Origin of the sequence: Microvirga brassicacearum, from assembly GCF_008757455.1 — a bacterium.
Lineage (GTDB): Bacteria > Pseudomonadota > Alphaproteobacteria > Rhizobiales > Beijerinckiaceae > Microvirga > Microvirga brassicacearum.
Map to the genome: position 1 here is coordinate 185,147 of NZ_VCMV01000002.1, position 25,132 is coordinate 210,278.

Below are 25,132 nucleotides of genomic sequence, written 5' to 3' on the forward strand. Positions count from 1 at the left end.
CGGAATGGAACTTTCGGGAAGCGCAGCATGATCGGGCGTCTCAATCACGTCGCCATTGCGGTTCGCGATATTGGCGCGGCCTCCGCCCTCTATCGGGATACGCTCGGCGCGGAAGTCTCCGCGCCCGAGCCGCTTCCCGAGCACGGCGTGACGGTGGTTTTCATCACACTGCCGAACACCAAGATCGAGTTGCTCGAACCGCTCGGCGCCGATTCGCCGATCGCCAGGTTTCTCGACCGGAACCCGGATGGCGGCATTCACCACATCTGCTACGAGGTCGCGGACATCCTGGCGGCGCGCGAGAAGCTGCTGGAATCCGGCGCGCGAGTGCTGGGTTCCGGCGAGCCGAAAATCGGCGCACACGGGAAGCCGGTTCTTTTCCTGCACCCTAAGGATTTCAACGGCACCCTCGTTGAACTCGAACAAGCCTGAGGAACGCCCATGGTCACGCTCATCAGGTTCGTCGCCCGTTCGTTCTGGAGCACGATTGCGGCGGTCCTCGTGGCGGCCATCATCGCCATCGCCATCGTCGTATCGGCCTTCGGCCTGCGCATCAGCGGCGGCACGGCCTTGTATTTCATCATCTGGTGGACGCTGCTTTTTGCGATCCTGCCGTTCGGCGTGCGCAGTCAGGCCGAAGCCGGTGAGGTCACCCGCGGCACCGAACCCGGCGCCCCCGCGGCCCCGGCCTTGCGCGAAAAAGCGCTCTGGACGACGCTGGTCGCCGCCATCGTGCTGGTCTTCACCGCTTGGGTGCTGCCGCTCGCGGGGTTGTGAGACATCGGCGCTGCCTTAGCGTCATCGCGTGCGCCTCATCCTGAGGAGCCGCGCAGCGGCATCTCGAAGGATCCTCCAGTGCTCTCTGGAGACGCCTCGTGCTTCGAGACAGGCCTTCGGCCTTCCTCAGCATGAGGTTTGGGCAAAGCTGCGCGCTTCCTTTGAGGTTTTGGTAGGAGGCCGCGGCCTCACTCGTTAGACGGGCTCGTTCGACCCGAAGAAATCCCGACACGTGGCACAAAAAGAAAAAGCAAGGCTTTCGCCTTGCCTGAACATGCCTTTTGGCAAATTTTAATCCCTGGCTTTCTGACGCCGTCGCCTGAAATGGCGCGCGGGGATCTTGTTCCTCCCGAAACTCGGACCGTCTCCTCCGACCTTTGAAGGTTCTAGAGGTTAGAGTTCTCTTCATAAACGCCACGGCAGATGATGTCATCTTTTTTGAGCACCCGGTGATGCAATTTTCGGCACAATTGGGATTGATCTTTGGTATTAGTGAGGGCCGCTGGCATCTCCGGCACGATCACAGCTTGTGTTTTGACGAGGGGCTGTGTTGTGTGCTGAGGCGAGTCGTGACCTTTATTGTTTTTATTCCTGCCAACAAACCCGATCCTGAAGGCGTTCCATGCGTTTGAGCCGTTTCTTCCTGCCCATCCTCCGCGAGACTCCCAAGGAAGCGGAGATCATGTCCCATCGTCTCATGCTGCGGGCCGGCATGATCCGTCAGGAATCGGCGGGAATTTACGCCTGGCTGCCGCTGGGTCTGCGGGTGCTGAACAAGATCAGCGCGATCGTCCGTGAGGAACAGAACCGCGCCGGTGCCGTCGAACTTCTGATGCCGACGGTGCAATCGGCCGACCTGTGGCGCGAATCCGGCCGCTATGACGCCTATGGCAAGGAGATGCTGCGCATCCAGGATCGGCACGACCGGGAAATGCTCTACGGCCCGACCAACGAGGAAATGATCACCGAAATCTTCCGCGGCTATGTGCGTTCCTACAAGGACCTGCCGCTCAATCTCTATCACATCCAGTGGAAGTTCCGCGACGAGGTGCGGCCGCGTTTCGGCGTCATGCGCTCGCGCGAATTCCTCATGAAGGATGCATATACGTTCGACATCGATCAGGCCGGCGCGCGACATTCCTACAACCGGATGTTCGTCGCCTATCTTCGCACCTTTGCACGCATGGGCCTGAAGGCGATCCCGATGCGGGCCGATACCGGTCCGATCGGCGGCGATCTCAGCCACGAATTCATCATTCTCGCGGCGACGGGCGAGAGCGAGGTTTTCTGCCACGCGGATTATCTCGACTACGACACGCCCGCGGTCGATACCGATTTCGACAATGCGGAAGGCCTGCAGGGCCTTGTCGACAAATGGACGGCGCTTTACGCGGCGACTTCCGAGATGCACGACGTTTCCGCCTATGAGGCGGTGCCGGCAGACAAGAAGATGTCGGCGCGCGGCATCGAGGTCGGCCACATCTTCTATTTCGGCACCAAATATTCGGCCCCGATGGGCGCCAAGGTGATGGGACCGGACGGCAAGGATCACGATGTCCATATGGGCTCCTATGGCATCGGCCCGAGCCGCCTGATCGCCGCCATCATCGAGGCGAGTCATGACGAGAACGGCATCATCTGGCCGGAATCAGTGGCGCCGTTCGATATCGCGCTGCTGAACCTGAAGGCCGGCGATGCAGCGACCGACGAGGCTTGCAACAGGCTCTATCGCGAACTGAGTGCGGCGGGCCGCGACGTGCTCTACGACGACCGCGACGAACGGCCGGGCGGAAAGTTCGCGACGGCCGATCTCATCGGCATTCCGTGGCAGGTCGTGATCGGCCCCAAGGGTCTCGCCGACGGCAACGTCGAACTGAAGCACCGCGCAACCGGCGACAAGCAGGTTGTGCCGCTCGGCGAAGTGGTTTCGCGCTTTGCAAAGCGCGGTTAGTCGGCGTGATGTCTTTGCCCATATCAAGCGCGCGCCCTTTTAACCTCCCCCTTGTGGGGAGGTCGACGCGCGCAGCGCAGCGGGTGGGGGTGTTGCGCGACCGATCGAGATCCGTGGCACAGACACCCCCACCCCCAACCCCTCCCCACAAGGGGGAGGGGAGTAGGTGAGCGGTACATCCAAAACGATCGCGAACGGCACCGCCACCGCCTCCGGCACGAGGCCATTCTCGCTCTTCGAATGGATGCTCGCCGGGCGCTATCTGCGCACGCGCCGACGTGAGGGTTTCGTCTCGGTCATCGCGGGCTTCTCGTTCCTCGGCATCATGCTCGGCGTCGCGACGCTCATCGTCGTGCTGTCGGTGATGAACGGCTTCCGCAAGGAATTGCTCGACAAGATCGTCGGCATCAACGGCCATATCTTCGTGGCGCCGATCGAGACCCCGCTCACCGATTACGATGCGGTGGCGCAGAGGATTGCGGCCGCGCCGGGCGTGAAGCGCGCGATGCCGCTCGTGGAAGGCCAGGCGTTCGGTTCCTCGCAATATAGCGGCAGCGGCGTTCTGGTGCGCGGCGTGCGCACTGACGACCTGAAGAAGATCGACCATATCGCCGGCAATATCCGGCAGGGCACGCTCGAGGATTTCGACAAGGGGGAGGGCGTTGCCATCGGCCGCCGTCTCGCCGAGTCGCTGTCGCTGCAGGCGGGCGACACCTTCACGCTCATCACGCCGCGCGGCGCCTCGACGCCCTTCGGCACCGCGCCGCGCATCAAGGGGTATCCAGTGAAGGCGGTGTTCGAGATCGGTATGTCCGAATTCGACTCGACTTTCGTGTACATGCCGCTCGCTGAAGCGCAGAGCTACTTCAATCGTCCCGACGACGTGCAGTTGATCGAGGTCTATCTCGACAATGCCGATCGCGTGGATGAAGCCCGCATCGCGATCGAAGAGGCCGCCGGTCGGCCGATCCTGATGACCGATTGGCGGCAGCGCAACCGCACCTTCTTCGGCGCGCTCGAGGTGGAGCGAAACGTCATGTTTCTCATCCTGACGCTGATCGTGCTTGTGGCCGCGCTCAACATCATCTCGGGCCTGATCATGCTGGTGAAGGACAAGTCGAGCGACATCGCGATCCTGCGCACCATGGGGGCGACCAAGGGCGCGATCATGCGCGTGTTCCTGATCACCGGCGCGTCGATCGGCATCGTCGGCACCATTGCGGGGTTTGGGCTCGGTCTGTTGCTGGCGCTCAACGTGGAGAGCATCCGCAGTTTCATCTCGCACCTGACCAACACCAACCTGTTTCCGGCGGAGCTCTATTTCCTCAGCCGTCTTCCGGCGGACGTGAACCCGACGGAAGTCTTGTCGATCCTGCTGATGGCGATGGTGCTGTCGTTGCTGGCAACGCTCTATCCGTCCTGGCGCGCCGCGAAGCTCGACCCGGTCGAAGCCCTTCGTTACGGATAAATGATGTCATCCGGCCAACCGCAACCAGCCCTTTTCCTCTCCAAGGTCGAACGCCGCTACCCGCAAGGCGAGACGTCTCTCGAAGTCCTGCGCGGCGGCGATCTGGCGATTTGGCCCGGTGAGATGGTCGCCCTCGTGGCACCGTCAGGCACCGGCAAATCGACCTTGCTGCATCTCGCAGGGCTGCTCGAAAAGCCCGATGGCGGCGAGATCTATGTGGGCGGCCGGCCGACCGCCGCCATGGACGATTCGGAGCGCACCCGCATCCGCCGCGAGGACCTTGGTTTCGTCTATCAGTTTCACCATCTGCTGCCGGAATTTTCGGCGCTCGAGAACGTTGTCATCCCGCAACTGATCCGCGGCTTGAGCAAGGCGGATGCGCGCAGTCGCGCGAGCCAGCTTCTGACGTTTCTGGGTTTGGGAAAACGGCTCGACCATCGCCCCGGGGAATTATCCGGCGGCGAACAACAGCGCGTCGCCATCGCGCGGGCGGTCGCCAACGCGCCGCGCCTGCTGCTCGCCGACGAGCCCACCGGCAATCTCGATCCGAACACGGCCGACCGGGTGTTCCAGACGCTGGTTGCCATCGTGCGCGCCTCGAAACTCGCCGCGCTCATCGCCACCCACAACCTCGAACTCGCGAGCCGCATGGACCGGCAGGTGACGATCCGCGACGGCTTGATCGTGCCGCTCACGTAGCTTGCTGGCGATCAGGCCGACTGCATCCCACTAGAGCGGAACTGCCTCCCGTCAGCGCGTCTGGGTTCCGGGTTCCGCTGCGCGGCCCCGGAATGACGGGAATGCGTCCCGTTATCACTGACGCCCGTCATTCCGGGGCGAGCAAAGCGAGAACCCGGAACCCATAAACACGACCCACAATCGCGAATTCACCAGCTGCATGGACCGGCAGGTGACGATCCGCGACGGCCTGATCGTGCCGCTCACGTAGAAGCGTTGCGCGAGAGCCGGATTCAGTTTCTTCGAATCTGATCCGGCTCTCTTCTTTTTGTTTTGGCGCATGATCTTTCGGCGAACCGGTATCCACTTCGCCGGATCAGGCTTTAGTTCGACGACCAGACGGCCAGTTCGTAGCCGTCAGGATCGGCGAAATGGAAGCGCCGCCCGCCTGGAAAGCTGAAAACCGGCGTCACGATCCTCGCTCCCAGCGCTTCGAGGCGCGCCTGGGTCTCAGCGAGATCGTCCGCATAAAGAATGACGAGCGGACCGCCGGGACGGATGGGCCCGCCCGTCGTCAATCCGCCGGTGAGCCGGCCATCGGTAAACTCGCAATAGGTCGGGCCATAATCGGTAAAGCGCCAGCCGAAGGCCTTTCCGTAGAATTCCTTCGAACGGGCGATATCGGCGACGTTGAATTCGATATTGTCGATCTGGCGGTCGTTTCCCTTGGCACCCATGGCGCGTCCTCTCGATCCGTTGATGCTGCTTCGGCTTAATCCAGAGCCGGATCACTTTCTTCGAATCTGATCCGGCTCTATCTCTTTGTTTGGCGCATGATCTTTCGGCGAACCGGTCTCCACTTCGCCGGATCAGGCTCTAGCATTTGCGCGCGTTAACCTCCCGTTGACTCCGCCGCCACCCCAGCGTTATCCCCGCTTTACACAGAACAGAACGCGAACAATAATGAACATGTCAGGAACGTGGAGCAAAGACATGGTTCGCACCCTCATCGAAACCGCCGCTGAAATCACCTCGCTCGCCATCTTCGGCAGCATGGTGGCGATCTGGGCGCTCGCCCTCTCGCCGATGGCTTGACCCCGAAGTTCACAGGCAAAGGCCGCATGCGACGATAATTTGCGCCGATCCTGCTGGTGGGGTCGGAGCGCCGCATGCGAAAATGGGGGCCTTCTGAGTCGGGGTTCCATGGCGCGTATTCTTCAAGATATCGGTTTCGTGCATCTGCACGTGCATTCGTCGTATTCGCTGCTCGAGGGCGCGCTGAAGATCGGCAAGATTGCCGATCTGGCGAAAGCCGACAAGCAACCGGCGATCGCCCTGACGGACACCAACAATCTCTTCGGTGCGCTCGAATTCTCCGAGAAGCTCTCGGGCTCCGGCATCCAGCCGATTCCAGGCGTTCAACTGTCGGTCTGTTTCGAGGAGGCCGACCCGGTTGCGCGGATCGCGCCGGTGGCAACCAACATCGTCCTTCTGGCACAGACCGAGGAGGGCTATCGCAACCTCATGCGTCTCGTCAGTCACGCCTATTTCGGCGTGCCGCTGGGCGATGCCCCGCGGGTTGCAGCGACCGCGCTGGCGGCTCATTGCGAAGGCCTTATCGCGCTCACCGGTGGTCTCACCGGTCCCCTCGACACGGCGCTTCGCGACGGCGGGCGGCCCGATGTGGCGCAAGCGCGGCTCGACGTCCTGAAGCACGCTTTCGGTCACCAGCTCTATGTGGAGATCCAGCGTCACGGCCTCGACGAGGAACGGCTGGTCGAGGCCGAACTGATCGCGCTCGCCGATCGCAACGGCCTGCCGCTCGTTGCCGCCAACGAGCCGTTCTTCGCCGCAACGGGAGATTTCGAGGCGCATGACGCGCTGCTGGCGATTTCCAGCGGCCGGGTGGTGTCGGACGGTGCGCGCCGCCGCCTCTCGCCGCAGCACGATTTCAAGACGCGCCAGCAGATGATGGAGCTGTTCAAGGATCTGCCCGACGCACTGCAGGCGACCGTCGAGATCGCCATGCGGTGCTCGACGCGCGTGACCACGCGCAAGCCCATCCTGCCCCGTTTCGGCACCGGTTCGGACGCCACGCCGCTCGACGAGGATGCCGAGCTGAAACGGCAGGCCGAGGAAGGCCTCGTGAAGCGGCTTGCCGCCCATGGCACGGCGCCGGGGCTGACCGAGCAGGATTATCACGACCGGCTCGCCTTCGAGATCAGCGTCATCCAGCGCATGAAGTTTCCCGGCTACTTTCTGATCGTGGCCGACTTCATAAAATGGGCCAAGGACAACGACATTCCGGTCGGACCCGGTCGTGGTTCGGGCGCCGGATCGCTCGTCGCCTATGCACTCACCGTGACCGATCTTGATCCGCTGCGGTTCGGCCTGCTGTTCGAGCGCTTCCTCAATCCGGAACGCGTATCGATGCCTGATTTCGACATCGATTTCTGCGTCGATGGACGCGAGCGCGTCATCGATTACGTGCAAAAGCGCTACGGCGAGGAGCAGGTCGCGCAGATCATCACCTTCGGCACGCTTCTGGCGCGCGGCGTGATCCGCGATGTCGGGCGCGTCCTCGAAATGCCTTACGGCCAGGTGGACAAGCTCACCAAACTTGTGCCGCAGAATCCGGCCAGTCCCGTCACGCTGAAACAGGCGATCGAAGGCGAGCCGAAGCTGCAGGCCGCGATCGACGAGGAGCCCGTCGTCGCGCGCATGCTCACCATCGCGCAGAAGCTCGAAGGCCTGCACCGCCACGCCTCCACGCACGCCGCCGGCGTGGTGATCGGCGATCGTCCCTTGCAGGAACTGGTGCCGCTCTATCGCGATCCCAAGACCGGTATGCGCGTGACCCAGTACAACATGAAATGGGTCGAGCAGGCGGGCCTCGTGAAGTTCGACTTCCTCGGCCTCAAAACCCTGACCGTTTTGCGCGCCGCCGTCGATCTGATCCGGCGCAGGGGCGTGGAGATCGACCTGTCGGCGCTTCCGCTCGACGACCGCCAATCCTATGAGGCGCTCTGCCGGGGCGAGACGGTCGGCGTGTTCCAGGTGGAAAGCGCGGGCATGCGCAAGGCCCTGGTGGAGATGGAGGCCGACCGGTTCGAGGACCTGATCGCCCTGGTGGCGCTCTATCGGCCGGGCCCGATGGCGAATATCCCGGTCTATTGCGCGCGCAAACTCGGCAAGGACGAGCATAACAAGAAGCACTGGTATCCCCATCCCAAGCTCGAGCCGGTGTTGCGCGAAACCTTCGGCATCATCGTCTATCAGGAGCAGGTGATGGAGGTGGCCAAGGTGCTCGCCGGCTATTCGCTCGGCGATGCCGACCTGCTGCGCCGCGCCATGGGCAAGAAGATCAAGAAGGAGATGGACGACCAGCGCGAGCGCTTCGTCTCCGGGGCGGTCGCGGGCGGGCTCGACAAGAGCAATGCCAACGAGATCTTCGACCTCCTGGCGAAGTTCGCCGATTACGGCTTCAACAAGAGCCACGCCGCCGCCTATGCGCTGGTGGCCTTCCAGACCGCTTATCTCAAGGCCAATCACCCGGTCGAGTTTCTCGCCGCCTCGATGACGCTCGATCTCGACAATACCGACAAGCTCTCCGAATTCCGGCGCGAGGCGCAGCGCCTCGGCATCAAGGTCGAGCCGCCCTCCGTCAACCGCTCAGGCGTGGTGTTCGACGTGCGATACGACGCGGAAGGGCAGGGCGCGATCCTCTATGCGCTCGCCGCCATCAAGGGCGTCGGACGCCAGGCCATCGAAGCGCTCATGGAAGCGCGCGGCGAGGAGCCGTTCCGCGATCTCGCCGATTTTGCCCGCCGCATCAATCCGCGCTCGCTCAACAAGCGCACGCTCGAAAACTTGATCGCGGCCGGCGCCCTCGACGAACTCGAGCCGGACCGGGCGAAGGCCGCGGCTTCCATCGACGCGGTGATGAGCCTCGCGCAGCAATCCCACGATGCGGCCAACGGCGGCATGGCGGATATGTTCGGCGGCGTCGCTTCAGGCGATGTGCAGTTGCGCATCCCGCCCTTCGAGCCGTGGCCCGCCTCGGAGCGCCTGCAGCGCGAATACGACGCGGTCGGCTTCTTCCTGTCCGGCCATCCCCTCGATGAATATGGCGACCTGCTGAAGAAGCTGCGTGTGCAGACATGGGTCGAATTCTGCCGCTCGGTGAAGGCCGGCAACTCGGTCGGCCGTATCGCCGCGACGGTCCTCGACCGGCAGGAGCGCCGCACCAAGACCGGCAACAAGATGGGCATCCTCACCCTGTCCGACCAGACCGGGCACTTCGAGGCCATCCTGTTCTCCGAAGGGCTTCAGCGCTACCGCGAAATCCTCGAGCCTGGCAGCGCCGTGGTGCTGATGGTGGCGGCGGGGCTCGAAGGCGACGAGGTGAGGGCGCGCATCGGCACGGCCGAGCCGCTCGAAGAGGCCATTTCCAAGCACCAAAAGGGCATGCGCATCTTCCTGCGCGACGAGCGTCCGATCGGCAGCGTCTTCGAGCGGCTGAAAGCCAAGGGCGAGGGCGAGGTTTCGCTGGTCCTGATCCTCGATGACGGCGACCGGGAGGTGGAGGTCAAGCTTCCCGGCAAGTACATGGCCTCGCCGCAGATCGCCGGCGCGCTGAGGGCGGTGCCGGGGGTGGTGGACGTGCATATGAATTAGGCGAATGGTGAGTGGCGAATGGCGAATTCGGCGGTGCGATCGAGAGCTATCTGCCGCTCACCACCACACCCTCGTCATGCCCGGGCTGATCCGGGCCCCCACGCCTTTTTCCGGCGCCCTCGCGAGAAAGTCTGGATGGCCGGGTCGAGCCCGGCCATGACGGGCCGGGTTTGACAGTGGGAGTGTTTGGCCAGCCATTGGCGCCGTCGAGACTACCCCACTCGCCATTCGCCACTCCCCATTCGCCACCACCCTTGCTTTCGCCCCGATTCTCCCCTATAGGCGCGCTCATCCCACACGCGGAGCTTGCTCGATGATTTAATCGGGCTGCCACCGGTGGCCGGTTTTCCGGTCCACTGCTCCGCGGAGGCCTAACCGGAGAGATACCATGGCACTACCTGAATTTTCTATGCGTTCGCTGCTCGAAGCCGGCGCCCACTTTGGTCACCAGTCGCACCGCTGGAACCCGAAGATGGGGCAATACATCTTTGGCACCCGCAACAACATCCACATCATCGACCTGGCCCAGACCGTCCCGATGCTGCACCGCGCCCTTCAGGCCGTCAGTGACACGGTCGCCAAGGGCGGCCGCGTGCTGTTCGTCGGCACCAAGCGTCAGGCTGCGGATTCCGTCGCCGATGCGGCCAAGCGTTCGGCGCAGTATTATGTGAACTCCCGCTGGCTCGGCGGCATGCTGACCAACTGGAAGACGATTTCGGGCTCGATCTCGCGTCTGCGCAAGGTCGACGAGATCCTCGGCGGCGGCGGCACCGGCCTCACCAAGAAAGAGCGCCTGATGCTGTCCCGCGAGAAGGACAAGCTCGAGCGCGCTCTCGGCGGCATCAAGGACATGGGCGGTACGCCGGACCTGATCTTCGTCATCGACACCAACAAGGAACAGCTGGCGATCCAGGAGGCCAAGCGCCTCGGCATCCCGGTGGCGGCCATCGTCGACACCAACTGCGATCCGGATGGCATCACCTTCCCGGTTCCGGCCAACGATGACGCCGGTCGTGCGATCACGCTCTATTGCGACCTCATCGCCCGCGCGGCGCTTGACGGCATCTCCCGCGGCGCTGGCGCCATGGGCATCGATATCGGCGCTTCGGAGAACCCGATGGCCGAAGAGATCCCGGCCAACGACGCCGTGGCTCCCGAGCAGGGCGAGCAGTTCGAGCGTCTGGCGGCTCCCCGCGGCGCGCCCGACGATCTGACCAAGCTCACGGGTGTTGGCCCGCAGCTCGAGAAGAAGCTGAACGAAGCCGGCATCTTCCATTACTGGCAGTTTGTCGCCATGACGCCCGCCGATGTCGAGCAGCTTGACAAGGACGCCAAGCTGAACGGCCGCGTCGAGCGCGACGGCTGGATCGGTCAGGCCCGGGCGATGCTCGAGGCGGCGTAACGCCAGCCGGATCGTGCTTCGCCCGTGCCGGCGACAATAGGACAGCGGATGCTGTCTTGAATTGTCCCGAGGGCGGGGCGACTTGAGCGAAGTGATCAAGCCCGGCGTTCCCTGAGCGCCGGGCTCCCTGTAGATCACGATGAGTCGGGACCGGATCGGTTCAAACTCATAAAGCGTGATCGATTCCAATAACCTGGAGCATGATGTCGTCCGAAAACCGCTTCACACTTTTCGGCATCATGCTCTATCTGTGAACCTGTGAAAGGACGAGCCATGGCGAACATTACCGCTGCGATGGTGAAGGAGCTGCGCGAGACGACCAGCGCCGGCATGATGGATTGCAAGAACGCCCTCAACGAGACGGGCGGCGACATCGAGGCCGCGATCGACTGGCTGCGCAAGAAGGGCCTCTCGAAGGCCGCCAAGAAGGCTGGCCGCGTTGCCGCCGAAGGCCTCGTGGCCGTCGAGTCTTCCGGCCACACCGCGACCATCCTCGAGGTGAACTCCGAAACCGATTTCGTGGCGCGTAACGACCAGTTCCAGGCCTTCGCCCGCGAAGCCGCGAAAATTGCGCTTATGGGCAACGGCACTGTCGAGGCCCTCGAAGTCGCTCACTTCCCGGGCTCGCAGACCACGATCAAGGATCGTCTGCAGGAACTGATCGCCACGATCGGCGAGAACATGAGCCTGCGCCGCGTCGCCAAGCTCGAAGTCTCCAAGGGCGTCATCGCCACCTACATCCATAATGCGGTGGGCGACGGCCTCGGCAAGATCGGCGTTCTCGTGGCGCTCGAATCCGAGGGCGACGTGACGGCCCTGTCGACGCTCGGCCGCCAGATCGCCATGCATGTGGCTGCGACCAACCCGGTCGCCGTCGATGCATCCGGCGTCGATGCGGCGACCCTGGAGCGCGAGAGCGCCATCCTGCGCGACAAGAACGCCGGCAAGCCGGAAAACGTCATGCAGAAGATCATCGAGAGCGGCCTCAAGAGCTACTACAAGGAGGTCACCCTCCTCGAGCAGTCCTTCGTGCATGACCCGTCCAAGACGGTGGCACAGGTGCTCAAGGAGGCCGAGTCGAAGGCTGGCAAGCCGGTCGTCCTGAAGGCCTTCGTGCGCTACGCTCTCGGTGAGGGCATCGAGAAGGAGGAGGCACCCGACTTTGCCTCCGAAGTGGCAGCGGCGGCCGGGCTGAAAGCCTGACACGTTCCAAACAGAAAACGGCGGCGCCTCAGCCGCCGTTTTCATGAGAGACCGGCGCACGAGCCGGCCGGTTGCGGTTCGCCGCGCGATGATGCGACGCGCCACCTCGCGAGCGCCTGGTTTCGTGAGTAACCGGACGATAGAGCATTGGGAGAAAGCCCGGTAGGCTCTCCCACCGACATGCTCGAGGGCTTGAAGCGGGACGATCGCCTGACCGGGCTCAGCGCGCCGTCACCCAACCGACAAGGGGTCTGCCAGTGAAACAATTCCGGCGCATTCTGGTGAAGCTCTCCGGCGAGGCCCTCATGGCCTCCGACGGCTATTGGCTCGATCCGCAAACCCTCTCGGGTCTTGCCGAGGATCTGGGCGCCGCCACCAGGGCCGGGTTCGAGATCGCCGTCGTCATCGGCGGCGGCAACATCATCCGCGGTGCCCGCATGAGCGCCGCTGGATGGATCGATCGACCCACCGCCGATTCCATGGGCATGCTCGGCACCGCCATGAACTCGCTCGCCATCGAAACCGCGCTGAACGCGGCTGGCGTTTCCGCCCGCACCATGTCGGCGGTCTCGATGCCGTCGATCTGCGAAACCTATGCGCGCCAGCCGGCTCTTCACCACCTGCAAAAGGGCCAGGTGCTCGTTCTTGCCGGCGGCACCGGCAACCCGTTTTTTACCACCGACACGGCGGCGGTCTTGCGCGCGGCGGAATTGCGCTGCGACGCGGTGCTCAAGGCCACCCAGGTCGATGGCGTCTATTCGGCGGACCCGAAGACGAACCCGGACGCGGTTCGCTACGAGAAGCTCACCCATGACGAAGCCATCGCCAAGGATCTGAAGGTGATGGATACGGCGGCCTTCGCACTTGCGCGGGAGAGCCGCATCCCGATCATCGTCGGCTCGATCCATGCTCCGAGCTCGGTGACGGCGATCCTCAATGGGACCGTTCCGTCGACCATTGTCGCCCCTTGATGCAAAGCCGACGGAGGCGTAAGCCCCTTTTTGTGCAGTTCGAGTAAGGATTCAATCACGATGGCCACCTCTTTTGACCTCGATGACGTGAAGCGCCGCATGACGGGCGCCATCAATGCCTTCAAACATGACCTTGGCAGCCTGCGCACCGGACGTGCGTCGCCGACGCTGCTCGATCCGATTCAGGTCGACGCCTATGGCGCCGCGATGCCGATTGCGCAGGTTGCGACCGTCAGCGTGCCGGAGCCGCGCCTGCTCAGCGTGCAGGTCTGGGACCGCAGCATGGTGGCGGCTGTCGAGAAGGCGATCCGCGAGTCCGATCTCGGCCTCAATCCGCAGACCGAAGGTCAGGTCATCCGCCTGCGCATCCCCGAGATGAACGAGCAGCGCCGCAAGGAAATGGTCAAGGTCGCGCATAAATACGCCGAGGAGGCGAAAGTGGCCGTGCGCCATGTGCGCCGCGATGGCCTCGACCTGCTCAAGAAGCTCGAGAAGGATAGCTCCATCAGCGAGGACGACAGCAAGCGCCACGCCGATCAGGTGCAAAAGGCCACCGATCAATTCGTCGCCGATGTGGACTCTCTGCTTGTGGCAAAGGAAAAGGAAATCATGCAGGTCTAGAGCGTGATGCCGAAAAGTGTGTAACGGTTTTCGGACGACATATGCTCCAACTTACTGAAATCGATCACGTCTTATGCCATTGGACGATTCCGTCCAAAGGCATCGTGATCTAGTCGGGCCGGCATTTGGAAAAGCGATCATGAGTGGTGAAGCGAAGCTGTCGGCTCCGGAATTCGCCTGCCCGTCAGCAGGCGAGGGCGTCCCGACCCATGTCGCGATCATCATGGACGGTAATGGCCGCTGGGCTGCGAAGCGCGGATTGCCGCGCTTCGAGGGGCACCGGCGCGGCGTGGAAGCGATCCGGCGCGCCGTGCGGTCGGCCGGTGAACTCGGCATCCGCTACCTGACGGTCTACAGCTTCTCGGCCGAGAACTGGCGGCGCCCGGCGCAGGAGGTCTCCGATCTCATGGGCCTCCTGAAACGCTTCGTCCGCCACGATCTGGCGGAGCTTCACGCCAACAACATCCGGGTCCGCATCATCGGCGAACGGCAGGGATTGACCAGCGATATCGTGCTTCTGCTGGACGAAGCCGAAAACCTGACGCGCCACAATACCGGCCTCACGCTGGTGATCGCCTTCAATTATGGCGGGCGCCAGGAAATCGTCGGTGCCGTGCGCGCGCTTGCCGAGAAGGTGAGGGCGGGGACCCTCGATCCCGCCAGCATCGATTGCGACCTGCTGGAGCAGCATCTCGACACCCATGGCATTCCCGACCCGGATCTCGTGATCCGCACCTCCGGCGAGCAGCGGGTGTCGAATTTTCTCACCTGGCAGACCGCCTATTCGGAATTCCTGTTCATCCCGGATTTCTGGCCGGATTTCGACGACGCGATCTTTCGCGCGGCCATCGACGAATATTGTCGCCGCGAGCGCCGCTTCGGCGGTCTCAGCGCGCGAGCGGGTTGAGCATGGCCTTGGAGAAGGGCTCCGTGCCGCAAGCCGTCCCGGCCTCCAGCGAGTTGAAGAAGCGCGTTCTCTCCGCGCTGGTCCTGGTCCCGCTCGCCCTGATGACGGCGATTCTCGGCGGCTGGCCGTTCGCCCTGTTCTGGCTCGCGGCGGGAATCGCCATGGTGGTCGAGTGGACGGGCATGACGAAGGTCGAGCCCTCGCGCCTTTTGAAAGCTGTCTTGGCCGTCGGTCTTGCGGGCGCGACGCTTCTGTTGCTGCTGCGGGCCGATTTCGTGACGTTCGTCGCCCTTGCGGCGATCGCGCTGCTCGCCGCCGCGATCCTGGGGCGCACCTCGGGCGACAAGCTCTGGGCGGCCTCGGGTTTTCTTTACGGCCTGGTGATCGTCCTTGTGCCGCCTCTCGTGCGGGCGCACCCGAACCTTGGGCTGGTCGGTCTGCTATGGATGTTCGCGGTCGTGTGGTCGACCGATATCGCCGGCTATTTCACCGGACGGGCGCTCGGCGGGCCGAAACTCTGGCCCCGCGTCAGCCCCAAGAAAACCTGGTCAGGCTTCCTCGGCGGATTGCTGGCGGCTGCGATCGCGGGCTTCCTCGTCGCATGGGTCGCCCAGCGCTCCGGGTGGATCCAGCCTTTCAGCCTGCGCAACACCGTGATTCTGTCGATCATCGCGGCGGTCGCCAGCCAATTGGGTGACCTGGGCGAATCCGCCCTCAAGCGCCATTGCGACGTGAAGGATTCGAGCCACCTCATTCCCGGGCATGGCGGCGTGATGGACCGCCTCGACGGCTTCTGGGCCGTCTCGCTCATTCTCGGCATCGTCCTTTTCATCACCTGGATGGCGGGCTGATCGTTCGATGGCACGCACCCTCACGATTCTTGGCGCAACCGGCTCGGTCGGCCGGTCCACACTCGAGGTGGTGCTTGCCCACCCGCACGAGTTCCGGGTCGTGTCCGTGGTCGGCGGTCAGGATGCACAGGCCCTCGCCAATGTGGCGCGCCTGGTTGGTGCCCAGTTCGCGGCCCTGGCTGACGAGCGCGGTGGCGCAGAGCTGAAAGTCGCCCTGTCCGGGTCCGGGATTGAGAGCGGGGCCGGCCCCTCGGCGATCCTCGAGTCTGTCGAGCGCGAAGCCGAGATCGTGCTCGCCGCCATCAGCGGGACAGCCGGCCTCGGTCCCACCGCGGCCGCCCTCAAGCCGGGTCGAACCCTGGCGCTCGCCAACAAGGAAAGCCTCGTCTGCGCGGGTGCCGCATTCATGAGCGAGGCGCGCCGTCTCGGCGTGCGGATCATGCCGGTCGATTCGGAGCACAACGCGCTCGACCAGGCTCTCGCGGCCGGACGCAACGGCGATGTCGAGAAGGCGATCATCACGGCGACCGGTGGCCCCTTCCGTACCTGGACGCGCGAGCAGATCGCGAGGGCGACCCCCGCCGAGGCGGCAGCTCATCCGGTCTGGTCGATGGGATCCAAGATCAACATCGACTCCGCCACGCTCATGAACAAAGGGCTCGAACTGATCGAGGCGCATCACCTGTTCGACCTCGAAGCCGAGCGCCTCGACGTGGTGGTGCACCCGGAGGCGATCTTCCACGGCCTCGTGCAATGGCGCGACGGCGCGCTCACCGCCGGGCTGGCCTTGCCGGACATGAAAGTGCCGATTGCGAACGCCCTGCGTCATCATGAACGCCTGCGGATGGACCTGCCTCGTCTCGATCTTGCCGCGATTGGCCGCTTAACGTTCGAGAACGCCGATGAGGCGCGGTTTCCGTGCCTGGCCCTGGCCAGGGCCGCCTTGCGGGCCGGTGGGGCGATGCCAACGATCCTGAACGCCGCCAATGAAATCGCCGTTGCAGCATTCATGGGGACGGAGATCGGATTTTACGCGATTCCGGAAACGGTTGAACGTGTTTGCTCGACTTTTGCAGGACGTTCCCTGCCGGCACCCGCTACCGTATCGGACGCGCTGATACTAGATAGGGAAGCTCGGGACACGGCACGGCGGTTTCTGTCGGCCTGACGATATTTGGCGCGGCCCGCGGGGACGCGAAAGGGAAGACCATGGATTGGCTTGCAGCGGCGACCGGGGCGACAGGTTCGGTTTTTCTCACTCTCATTGCGTTCGTTGTCGTCCTCAGCGTCGTCGTCTTCATCCATGAGTTCGGGCATTTCTGGGTCGGACGCCTTTGCGGCGTCGGCGTGACGGCGTTCTCGATCGGGTTCGGCAAGGAATTGGTCGGCTGGACCGACCGGCACGGCACCCGCTGGAAACTCTCGGCGATTCCCCTCGGCGGCTACGTGAAGTTCGTGGGCGACCTGAATGCCGCCAGCGTGCCGGATCAAAGCCAGCTTCCCCGGATGACGGCTGCCGAGCGCGCCGTCAGTTTTCCCCATCAAAGTGTCGCCAAGCGCGCCGCCATCGTGGCGGCGGGGCCCATCGCCAATTTCATCCTGGCGATCGCGATCTTCGCCGGGTTCAACTATTTCAGCGGTCGTCAGGTGATCGAGGCGCGCATCGAGGCGGTCCAGCCCGGCAGCGCCGCCGAGAAGGCCGGCTTCCTGCCCAGGGACCTGATCATTGAAATCGACGGCAGGCGGATCGAGACTTTCGCCGACATGCAGCTGCTCGTGAGTTCGAGCGCGGGCGAGTCGCTTGCCTTCACGGTGGACCGGGCCGGGCAGACCGTCACCTTGAACGCGACGCCGAACTTCACCGAGCGGACCACGCCCTTTGGGAAGCAGCGGATCGGCTTGCTCGGCGTGGAAGCCTCACGCGATCCCGCGGCGGTCAAGCGGCTGTCCTACACACCGTGGGGCGCCCTGAAGGCGGGCGCGGTCGAAACCTGGAACCTCGTCGACCGGACCATGAACTTCCTGCGCCGGCTGGTGGTGGGCAAGGAATCGGCCGATCAACTGTCCGGACCGATCGGCATTGCGCGTGCTTCCGGAACGGCATTTGACGTGGGCGGCGTCTACAGCCTCGTCGGATTGATAGGATTCATGTCGGTTTCGATTGGTCTTATTAACCTTTTTCCCATTCCGTTGCTCGATGGCGGCCACCTGCTTTTCTATGCGGTGGAAGCCCTCCGCGGCCGTCCTTTGAGCGAAAAAGCCCAGGAAATAGGGTTTCGAATCGGCTTCGCCCTGGTGGCGATGCTCATGCTGTTTGCCACCTGGAATGACATTGTTCACCTTGGTGCGAGTTTTATGGCCAAGGGTACGTGACACAGACGCAACGCCCGTTAAAATTGCTACTCTGTTGAGTAATCCGCCGTTTGCAATGACGGCGAAAGTTTGTACAAGCGGACCGCACCGATAGGATTGGCTTCAGTCATCGCCGATCCGTCGGGCGCCCCGCTTAGGCAAATATAAAAGAGACGGGCCAGTTGATGATGTCGACGACCACGAAACGCCGGAAAAAGCCGGCCACCACCGCCATTGTCGCCATCAGCGCGATGATCGCCGGAGTGACTGCCGCAGAGACGGCTTTCGCGCAGCAGACGACCCAGGGCAGCCGCAGGGCCTCGGTTTCGCAGGGGCCCATCATCAATCGCGTTGTGGTCGAGGGCAACAAGCGCGTCGAGAAGGCGATGATCGAGGGCAGCCTCGAGATGCAGGCCCGCCGTCCTTACAACCAGGCCACAGTGGACGCGGACGTTCAGCGCATTCTCGAAATCTATCGCCGCCAGGGTCGTGGTCTCGCGACCGTGACTCCCCGCATCGTCGACCTGCCGAACGGCCGGGTGGACGTGGTCTACAGCGTCAACGAGGGCGACAAGACCGGCGTCAAGGAAATTCGCTTCGTCGGCAACAATCAGATTTCGGCCAGCCGCCTGCGCGGCGTCATGGGAACCACCGAGACCAATATTCTCAGCTTCCTCAAGAGCACCGACGTTTACGACCCGAACCGGATTGCCGCCGATCTCGAGCTGGTCCGCCGCTATTACCTGAAGAACGGCTATGCCGATTTCCGCATCGTTTCCAACGATGTGCAGTTCGATCCTAATGCCGGCGGCTACGTCATCACCATCGTGGTCGAAGAGGGCCCGCAATATCGCGTCGGCGCCGTCACGGTGGATTCCCGCATTCCCGAATTGGGCGAGGACGTGGTTCGCCGGAACATCTCGACTTCCGCCGGTTCGGTCTACAGTGCCGACAAGGTTCAGAAGTCGCTGCAGGACGTGACGGCCGATGCGGCGCGCAAGGGGTACGCCTTCGCACAGGTTCGCCCGGTCGGAACCCGCGATCCCGCGACCCAGACCATCAACCTCGGCTACGTGGTGGAAGACGGTCCGCGCGTCTACATCGAGCGGATCAACGTCCGCGGCAACAGCCGTACCCGCGATTACGTCATCCGTCGTGAGTTCGATCTCGGCGAAGGGGACCCCTACAACCGGGTGCTCATCGACCGCGCCGAGCGACGCCTCAACAACCTCGGTTACTTCAAGAACGTCCGCGTCTCCAACGAGCCGGGCTCGGCGCCCGACCGCGTGGTGGTCAATGTGGATGTCGAGGATCAATCGACGGGCGCGTTCTCGATCTCGGGCGGCTATTCGACGTCGGACGGCTTCATCGGCGAGGTCGCGGTCAGCGAATCGAACTTCCTCGGTCGTGGCCAGTTCGTCCGCGTTGCCGGCCAGCTCGGCCAGCGCTCGAACGGCGTCGATTTCTCGTTCACCGAGCCGTATTTCCTCGGCTATCGGATGGCGGCCGGTATCGACCTGTTCTCGAAGTTCAGCGACCAGACCCAGTACGCGCGCTATGAGAACCGGATGACCGGTGGTCAGTTGCGTCTCGGCCTGCCGTTCACCGAAGAATTCACGCTGACGCTGCGTTACTCGCTGTATCAGCAGGATCTCGAGATCCCGAACGATTTCAAGCAGCCCTATAACGACTGCTCGATACCGCTCCCGGGCTACACCGTGCTCAACCCGCCCGGCAGCCCCGGCGCCGGCTTGCCGAACCGCCTCTTCTGCGAAGGCAACGGCGAGGCGTCGCTGGCGATCAAGGAATCGCAGGGCGACACCCTGACCTCGCTCGCGGGCCTGACCTTCAACTATAACACGCTCGACAGCACCAAGGACCCGCGCAACGGCTTCTATGCCGACGTGAAGACGGACTTTGCCGGCCTCGGCGGCGATTCCCGCTACTTCCGCGCCACCGGCGACGCGCGTTATTACCGCGAGCTTTGGGACGATATCGTCGGTATCGCCCGCGTTCAGGGCGGTCAGATCTACGGGCTCGACGGCGGCGACAAGGGAACGGCGGGGAGCGGTGGCGATCTGCGCATCGTCGACCAGTTCTTCCTCGGCCCGTCGCTCGTTCGCGGCTTTGCCACCAACGGCATCGGCCCGCGCGACATCTCGAGCTACGACACCAATGCCAACGCCATCGGTGGCACGACCTATTTCGGTGGATCGCTCGAAGTTCAGTTCCCGATCTGGGGTCTCCCCCGGGAGCTGGGGCTGAAGGGTGCCGTCTTCGCCGATGCCGGTACGTTGTTCGGCTATGAGGGCCCGACCCGGTTCGATACGAACAACAATGGCATTATCGAAGGCTTCGCTCCGACGGGCTGCACGGCAAACGCGATCGTGTCGCAGGAATGTATCCTCGTCCGCGACAGCAAGACGATCCGCTCGGCGGTCGGCGCCTCGATCCTGTGGACCTCGCCGCTGGGCCCGATCCGCTTCGATTACGCATTCGCTCTCTCGAAGGATGAAGGCGTCATGACGCCGCTCGGTGTGAAGATCGGCGGCGACCGGACGCAGGCTTTCCGCTTCACCGGCGGTTCGCGCTTCTAAGGCATGGTGCGAAACCGGGTTCGCGGAAAGCGCCAGCAGGGGGAATTCGGAGCGCAATGTCTCCGGCTTCCACTGAACCGAAACCTTCCAGCACGGAGAGGGCGCCCCAGCGGCGCCCTCGCTTTTTCGTCATGACTGAGACAAGTTTCTTCCCCCAGGCCCAAACGCTCACACTGCGTCAGGTGGCCGAAATGGCGAATGCGGCGCTTCCCGAGGGCGCTGACGGGGAGTTTTTGCTCAAAGGCGTCGGCCCCCTTGAAAGCGCAGGTCCCAACGATCTCGCCTATATGGACAATGCCGCCTACGGGCGCGCACTCGGCGCCACTCAGGCCGGCGCCGTCCTCGTCACGCCGCGTTTTGCCGCAAAGGTCCCGCCGGGCAGCATCGCGCTCGTCACGCCGTTAGCCTATCGCGTTTTCGCACAGGTTCTGGCCCTTCTGTTCCCCTCCGCCATGCGGCCTGAATCGTCCTTTGCCTCGACCGGGACGTCACCGGGCTCCTTCGTCCACCCGACCGCCCGGCTCGAGCACGGCGTGAAGGTCGATCCCGGGGCTGTCATCGGACCCGGGGCCGAAATCGGCGCCGGCACGCTGGTCGGTTCGCATGCGGTGATCGGCGCGAAGGTCAAGATCGGCCGCGATTGCTCGATCGGCCCCAACGTCACCGTGTCTCACGCATTCCTCGGCAACCGCGTGATCCTTCATCCCGGCGTGCGCATCGGGCAGGACGGTTTCGGCTTCGCCATGGGGCCGCAAGGGCACCTCAAGGTGCCGCAGGTGGGGCGGGTGATCATTCAGGACGACGTGGAGATCGGCGCCAACAGCACAGTCGATCGCGGCGCGAGCCGTGATACGGTGATCGGCGAGGGCACCAAGATCGACAACCTCGTCCAGATTGCCCACAATGTCGTGATCGGTCGCCATTGCGTGATCGTCGCGCAAGTCGGCATCGCCGGTTCCACGACGGTCGAGGATTATGTGGCGATCGGCGGACAGGTGGCGGTCAACGGACACTTACGCATCGGCATGGGCGCCCAGATCGCCGCCACCAGCGGCGTCAACGGCGATGTGCCGGCGGGCGCCAAATGGGGCGGTATTCCTGCCCGGCCCATGCGGGAATGGTTCCGCGAGATGAACGCGCTGAAAAAACTTGCATCGAAAGCCGATTCCGGCGATGCCGCCAGCCATGACGGCATGTCTTCGGATCCGTGAAGACATCTTGCACTATCCGGAGACGATGACATGAGCGAAGCGCCAACCACGCTTCAGACCGCCGATATCATGCAGATTCTTGAGCTGCTGCCCCATCGGTATCCGTTTCTTCTCGTCGACAGGATCATCGAGATCGACGGCGACCGGTCCTGCATCGGCATCAAGAACGTCACCTATAACGAGCCGCAATTCACCGGCCACTTTCCGACGCGGCCGATCTTTCCGGGCGTCTACCTCATAGAGGGCATGGCGCAGACGGCCGGCGCCATCTGCGTCGCGTCGAAGATCGCCGAGCAGGCCAAGCCCAAGCAGGTCTTCTTCATGACCATCGATAAGGTGAAGTTCCGCAAGCCCGTGGAGCCGGGCGATCGGGTGGAATATCACATGCGCAAGCTCAACAACCGCCGCAACATGTGGTGGTACAAGGGCGAAGCGAAGGTTGACGGCGTGCTGGTCTGCGAAGCGGAAGTTAGCGCCATGCTGGTAATGGATTGATGGACACATTCATTCACAAGACCGCCATCGTCGAAGACGGCGCGAAAATCGGCGCGGGCTCGAAGATCGGCCCGTTCTGCATGGTCGGCCCCGAGGTCGAACTCGGCGAGGGCTGCGAGCTGGTCAGTCATGTGGCCGTCGCGGGGAAAACCACGATCGGCGCCCGCACGCGCATCTTTCCCTTCGCGTCCATCGGGCATATCCCGCAGGACCTGAAATATCGCGGCGAGCCATCCACGCTCACCATCGGGGCCGATTGCACCTTGCGTGAAGGCGTCACCATGAATCCGGGCACGGAGGGCGGCGGCCTGAAGACCGTGATCGGGGATCGCTGCGCATTCCTTGCCAATTCCCATGTGGGCCACGACACGCGCGTTGGAAACGACGTGATCCTGTCGAACAACGTGATGCTGGCGGGCCACGTGACGGTCGGCGATTTCGTGATCTTCGGCGGCGGTGCCGCCGTGATCCAGTTTGCCCGCGTCGGCTCCCACGCGTTCGTCGGCGGCCTCACCGGACTGGAGAACGATCTCATCCCCTACGGCATGGCCATGGGCAACCGAGCCCATCTGGCGGGCCTCAACATCATCGGCTTGCGCCGCCGCGGCTTCACCAGAGAGCAGATCCACGAGATCCGCCGCGCCTATCGCCTGCTTTTTGCCGATGAAGGCACATTGTCGGAGCGGGTCGAGGATGTGGCGGGAGAGTTCTCCATGCATCCCTTCGTGCACGAGATCCTCGATTTCATTCGCGAGGGCAAGGACCGGGCGATTTGCACGCCGCGAGATCCTGTCGCCTCGAACTGATGTCGCCTGACTCCGCGCAAGGGCGCGGCCGCAACGCCGGCCCGGTCGCGATTCTCGCCGGTTCCGGCCAATTGCCGATCCAGCTCGTGCATCATCTCGAGCGGACAGGGCAGGATTGCCGCGTGCTGGCGTTTCGCGGATTCGTGTCGGCGGAGCTGCGCCGGCGCGCGGACGCCAAGGTCGATCTGCTCGACCTCAAATCCATCATGCAACGCCTCGAGGAATGGCAGCCGCGCGCAGTCGCGCTGGTGGGGGCCGTGCGCCGCCCGGGCTTCTCCGCGCTGCTCGGGGCCTATTCGCTCCTGCGCAATCGGCAGGAGGTCCGCGACGTCATCGCACGGGGCGACGATCAGGTCCTGCGCGGGGCCGTGATGCTGCTCGAAGAGCGTGGCTACAAGGTGGTGGGCGCGCACGAACTCGCGCCCGGCCTCGTCGTGCCCGTTTCCATGACGGGGGCGCATGCGCCAAGTCCCGAGGATCAGCAGGCGGTCGCCGTTGGGCTCGATCTGCTTGGATCACTGTCGGCTTTCGATATCGGGCAGGCGGCCATTGTCGCGCGCGAGCATGTGCTGGCGGTGGAGGGGCCGGAGGGGACCGACCGGATGCTCGGCCGGGTCTCGGCGATGCGGCAATCGCTTTTCGGGTTCCGCAAGCACAAGGAGGGCGGCGTTCTCATCAAGGCGGCCAAACGCGGGCAGGATCTGCGCGTCGACATGCCGGCGATCGGCCCGCGGACGGTTCGGGAGGCGGCGCGCGCCGGCCTCTCCGGCATCGCGGTGGGTGCCGGCTCGACTTTGGTGCTCGACCAAGACAAGACCCTCGCGCTCGCCGACCGGCTCGGGCTGTTTCTGATCGCGGTCGAATTGCCGTGGATGGACCGGACCGATGGCGAGTGACGCGGCGCTGACGATCTGGATTGTCGCAGGCGAGGAATCCGGCGACCAACTCGGCGCGAAGCTGATGCGCGCGCTGAAGGCGCAACAGAACGGGGCGCGCTTGCGCTTCGGCGGGGTCGGCGGTCACGCCATGGCGCAGGAAGGCCTCGACAGCCTGTTTCCGCTCGAAGATATCGCCGTCATGGGTTTCTCGGCCGTTATCAATCGGTTGCCGACGATTCTTCGCCGGATCCGGCAGAGCGTCGACGCGGTGGTAGCGGCCAAACCCGACATGCTGATCATCATCGACAGCCCCGATTTCACCCATCGCGTGGCGAAGGCTGTGCGCAAGCGCGCCCCGGACATTCCCATCGTCGATTACGTCAGCCCGTCGGTCTGGGCCTGGCGTCCGGGACGGGCGCGGACGATGCGCGCCTATGTGGATCACCTGCTCGCGCTGCTGCCGTTCGAGCCGGAGGCGCATAAGCGGCTTGGCGGTCCGTCGACCACCTATGTGGGGCACCCGCTGATTGAGCGGCTTGGCGAGATCAGGCCCGCAAAGGGCGAGCGGGGAACGTCCGACGGCGAACCTCTCCGGCTCCTCGTTCTCCCCGGCAGTCGTCGCTCCGAGGTGAGCCGGCTGATGGCGCCGTTCGGCGAGGCTCTGGCGTTGCTGCAGCAGGCTTCAGCACGCGCCTTCGACGTCACGATCCCGGCCGTGCCGCATCTTGCCGACGAGATCGCGCGCCGCGCCGAGAGCTGGAGCTTAAAGCCGACGATCGTCCAGGACGAGGCGGCGAAATGGGCGGCTTTTCGCAGGGCCGATGCGGCGCTCGCCGCATCCGGGACGGTGACGCTGGAGCTTGGCCTGTCCGGCGTTCCGATGATCGTCGCCTACCGGGTCTCGAAGATCGAAGAGATCCTGAAATATCTGATCAAGGCCCATTCCATCGTCCTGACCAACCTCGTGCTGGGCGAGAACGTCATTCCCGAATTCATCCAGTGGGATTGCACCCCCGACAAACTCGCAGAGGCGCTGCTGCCGCTGCTTTCCGACACTCCGGAGCGGCGACGACAGGAAGAGGCTTTCCGCAGGCTCGACGATCTGATGCGGCTCGGTGACGAACAACCGAGCGAGCGCGCGGCGCGGACCGTCATCGAAACCCTCCACCGTCATTCCGGGGCGAGCGCAGCGAGAGCCCGGAACCTATAAGCATTGCGGCGTCCGGACGAGCTTCACGGCCTTCAGCGCTTCACTCGGCCTTGTCAGCGCGTCTGGGTTCCGGGCTC

At 63.8% G+C, this 25,132-nt stretch carries 21 protein-coding genes; 20 read left to right on the plus strand and 1 reads right to left on the minus strand.

All coding sequences use genetic code 11. The annotated features are described in order from the left end of the window. The first annotated feature begins 27 nt into the window (after positions 1-27). The 5 genes from mce to FEZ63_RS01460 all read left to right on the plus strand — a co-directional run bounded on the left by mce (position 28) and on the right by FEZ63_RS01460 (position 4,895). Positions 28-432 (plus strand): methylmalonyl-CoA epimerase, encoded by a 405-nt coding sequence (gene mce / locus FEZ63_RS01440; RefSeq protein ID WP_150941855.1) that lies wholly within the window; start codon positions 28-30, stop codon positions 430-432. A gap of 9 nt (positions 433-441) precedes the next feature. After that, positions 442-777 carry a DUF1467 family protein gene (locus tag FEZ63_RS01445; protein WP_150941856.1) on the plus strand — a complete coding sequence of 112 codons (336 nt, stop codon included), beginning with the start codon at positions 442-444 and terminating at the stop codon, positions 775-777. Between the two features lie 622 nt (positions 778-1,399). Further along, positions 1,400-2,728 carry a proline--tRNA ligase gene (proS, locus tag FEZ63_RS01450; RefSeq protein ID WP_150941857.1) on the plus strand — a complete coding sequence of 443 codons (1,329 nt, stop codon included), beginning with the start codon at positions 1,400-1,402 and terminating at the stop codon, positions 2,726-2,728. 244 nt (positions 2,729-2,972) lie between these two features. Continuing rightward, the gene (locus FEZ63_RS01455) at positions 2,973-4,196 is read left to right on the plus strand and encodes a lipoprotein-releasing ABC transporter permease subunit (protein WP_150941892.1); all 1,224 of its coding nucleotides are present in this window, start codon (positions 2,973-2,975) and stop codon (positions 4,194-4,196) included. 3 nt (positions 4,197-4,199) lie between these two features. Then, complete coding sequence (locus FEZ63_RS01460; protein ID WP_150941893.1) at positions 4,200-4,895, plus strand: ABC transporter ATP-binding protein; 696 nt, start codon at positions 4,200-4,202, stop codon at positions 4,893-4,895. A 362-nt stretch (positions 4,896-5,257) separates the two neighbouring features. On the opposite strand, the gene FEZ63_RS01465 is transcribed toward FEZ63_RS01460, so the two are convergent. After that, entirely contained in the window at positions 5,258-5,611 is a 354-nt protein-coding gene (locus FEZ63_RS01465; RefSeq protein ID WP_150941858.1) for a VOC family protein, read from the minus strand. Between the two features lie 466 nt (positions 5,612-6,077). Here FEZ63_RS01465 and dnaE point away from each other — a divergent pair, with 466 nt between their 5' ends. The 15 genes from dnaE to lpxB all read left to right on the plus strand — a co-directional run bounded on the left by dnaE (position 6,078) and on the right by lpxB (position 25,055). Then, positions 6,078-9,551: a DNA polymerase III subunit alpha gene (gene dnaE, locus FEZ63_RS01470; RefSeq protein WP_150941859.1), complete on the plus strand. Its 3,474-nt coding sequence runs from the start codon at positions 6,078-6,080 to the stop codon at positions 9,549-9,551. 388 nt (positions 9,552-9,939) lie between these two features. Beyond that, entirely contained in the window at positions 9,940-10,953 is a 1,014-nt protein-coding gene (locus FEZ63_RS01475) for a 30S ribosomal protein S2 (protein ID WP_150941860.1), read from the plus strand. 273 nt (positions 10,954-11,226) lie between these two features. Continuing rightward, a complete protein-coding gene (gene tsf, locus FEZ63_RS01480) occupies positions 11,227-12,156 on the plus strand; it encodes a translation elongation factor Ts (protein WP_150941861.1) in 930 nt (309 codons plus the stop codon). Between the two features lie 251 nt (positions 12,157-12,407). Continuing rightward, positions 12,408-13,127: a UMP kinase gene (gene pyrH, locus FEZ63_RS01485; protein ID WP_150941862.1), complete on the plus strand. Its 720-nt coding sequence runs from the start codon at positions 12,408-12,410 to the stop codon at positions 13,125-13,127. Positions 13,128-13,187: 60 nt separating this feature from the next. Further along, positions 13,188-13,748: a ribosome recycling factor gene (frr, locus tag FEZ63_RS01490; RefSeq protein WP_150941863.1), complete on the plus strand. Its 561-nt coding sequence runs from the start codon at positions 13,188-13,190 to the stop codon at positions 13,746-13,748. Between the two features lie 139 nt (positions 13,749-13,887). Beyond that, positions 13,888-14,655 carry an isoprenyl transferase gene (locus FEZ63_RS01495; RefSeq protein ID WP_150941864.1) on the plus strand — a complete coding sequence of 256 codons (768 nt, stop codon included), beginning with the start codon at positions 13,888-13,890 and terminating at the stop codon, positions 14,653-14,655. Positions 14,656-14,678: 23 nt separating this feature from the next. Further along, positions 14,679-15,506, plus strand: a complete 828-nt coding sequence (locus FEZ63_RS01500) for a phosphatidate cytidylyltransferase (protein WP_244622585.1) — start codon at positions 14,679-14,681, stop codon at positions 15,504-15,506. A gap of 7 nt (positions 15,507-15,513) precedes the next feature. Then, positions 15,514-16,674 (plus strand): 1-deoxy-D-xylulose-5-phosphate reductoisomerase, encoded by a 1,161-nt coding sequence (gene dxr / locus FEZ63_RS01505; RefSeq protein WP_150941866.1) that lies wholly within the window; start codon positions 15,514-15,516, stop codon positions 16,672-16,674. A gap of 41 nt (positions 16,675-16,715) precedes the next feature. After that, positions 16,716-17,879: an RIP metalloprotease RseP gene (gene rseP / locus FEZ63_RS01510; protein WP_150941867.1), complete on the plus strand. Its 1,164-nt coding sequence runs from the start codon at positions 16,716-16,718 to the stop codon at positions 17,877-17,879. A gap of 164 nt (positions 17,880-18,043) precedes the next feature. Further along, complete coding sequence (gene bamA, locus FEZ63_RS01515; protein WP_150941868.1) at positions 18,044-20,455, plus strand: outer membrane protein assembly factor BamA; 2,412 nt, start codon at positions 18,044-18,046, stop codon at positions 20,453-20,455. A 131-nt stretch (positions 20,456-20,586) separates the two neighbouring features. Then, entirely contained in the window at positions 20,587-21,666 is a 1,080-nt protein-coding gene (gene lpxD, locus FEZ63_RS01520; protein ID WP_150941869.1) for a UDP-3-O-(3-hydroxymyristoyl)glucosamine N-acyltransferase, read from the plus strand. 30 nt (positions 21,667-21,696) lie between these two features. Continuing rightward, complete coding sequence (gene fabZ / locus FEZ63_RS01525) at positions 21,697-22,161, plus strand: 3-hydroxyacyl-ACP dehydratase FabZ (protein WP_150941870.1); 465 nt, start codon at positions 21,697-21,699, stop codon at positions 22,159-22,161. Beyond that, positions 22,161-22,967: an acyl-ACP--UDP-N-acetylglucosamine O-acyltransferase gene (lpxA, locus tag FEZ63_RS01530; protein WP_150941871.1), complete on the plus strand. Its 807-nt coding sequence runs from the start codon at positions 22,161-22,163 to the stop codon at positions 22,965-22,967. The genes fabZ and lpxA overlap by 1 nt, the downstream gene beginning before the upstream one ends. Then, entirely contained in the window at positions 22,967-23,863 is an 897-nt protein-coding gene (locus FEZ63_RS01535) for an LpxI family protein (RefSeq protein WP_150941872.1), read from the plus strand. The genes lpxA and FEZ63_RS01535 overlap by 1 nt, the downstream gene beginning before the upstream one ends. Then, positions 23,853-25,055, plus strand: a complete 1,203-nt coding sequence (lpxB, locus tag FEZ63_RS01540) for a lipid-A-disaccharide synthase (protein ID WP_150941873.1) — start codon at positions 23,853-23,855, stop codon at positions 25,053-25,055. Before FEZ63_RS01535 ends, lpxB begins: the two co-directional genes overlap by 11 nt. Positions 25,056-25,132 lie beyond the last annotated feature (77 nt).

Bases quoted from the DNA above. Each gene is read 5' to 3' on its own strand.
- dxr (WP_150941866.1), top strand. From the start codon at position 15,514: ATGGCACGCACCCTCACGATTCTTGGCGCAACCGGCTCGGTCGGCCGG.
- FEZ63_RS01495 (WP_150941864.1), top strand. From the start codon at position 13,888: ATGAGTGGTGAAGCGAAGCTGTCGGCTCCGGAATTCGCCTGCCCGTCA.
- proS (WP_150941857.1), top strand. From the start codon at position 1,400: ATGCGTTTGAGCCGTTTCTTCCTGCCCATCCTCCGCGAGACTCCCAAG.
- tsf (WP_150941861.1), top strand. From the start codon at position 11,227: ATGGCGAACATTACCGCTGCGATGGTGAAGGAGCTGCGCGAGACGACC.
- FEZ63_RS01460 (WP_150941893.1), top strand. From the start codon at position 4,200: ATGTCATCCGGCCAACCGCAACCAGCCCTTTTCCTCTCCAAGGTCGAA.
- FEZ63_RS01465 (WP_150941858.1), bottom strand. From the start codon at position 5,611: ATGGGTGCCAAGGGAAACGACCGCCAGATCGACAATATCGAATTCAAC.
- bamA (WP_150941868.1), top strand. From the start codon at position 18,044: ATGATGTCGACGACCACGAAACGCCGGAAAAAGCCGGCCACCACCGCC.
- mce (WP_150941855.1), top strand. From the start codon at position 28: ATGATCGGGCGTCTCAATCACGTCGCCATTGCGGTTCGCGATATTGGC.
- rseP (WP_150941867.1), top strand. From the start codon at position 16,716: ATGGATTGGCTTGCAGCGGCGACCGGGGCGACAGGTTCGGTTTTTCTC.
- frr (WP_150941863.1), top strand. From the start codon at position 13,188: ATGGCCACCTCTTTTGACCTCGATGACGTGAAGCGCCGCATGACGGGC.
- FEZ63_RS01475 (WP_150941860.1), top strand. From the start codon at position 9,940: ATGGCACTACCTGAATTTTCTATGCGTTCGCTGCTCGAAGCCGGCGCC.
- fabZ (WP_150941870.1), top strand. From the start codon at position 21,697: ATGAGCGAAGCGCCAACCACGCTTCAGACCGCCGATATCATGCAGATT.
- lpxB (WP_150941873.1), top strand. From the start codon at position 23,853: ATGGCGAGTGACGCGGCGCTGACGATCTGGATTGTCGCAGGCGAGGAA.
- dnaE (WP_150941859.1), top strand. From the start codon at position 6,078: ATGGCGCGTATTCTTCAAGATATCGGTTTCGTGCATCTGCACGTGCAT.
- FEZ63_RS01455 (WP_150941892.1), top strand. From the start codon at position 2,973: ATGCTCGCCGGGCGCTATCTGCGCACGCGCCGACGTGAGGGTTTCGTC.
- FEZ63_RS01535 (WP_150941872.1), top strand. From the start codon at position 22,967: ATGTCGCCTGACTCCGCGCAAGGGCGCGGCCGCAACGCCGGCCCGGTC.
- FEZ63_RS01445 (WP_150941856.1), top strand. From the start codon at position 442: ATGGTCACGCTCATCAGGTTCGTCGCCCGTTCGTTCTGGAGCACGATT.
- lpxA (WP_150941871.1), top strand. From the start codon at position 22,161: ATGGACACATTCATTCACAAGACCGCCATCGTCGAAGACGGCGCGAAA.
- lpxD (WP_150941869.1), top strand. From the start codon at position 20,587: ATGACTGAGACAAGTTTCTTCCCCCAGGCCCAAACGCTCACACTGCGT.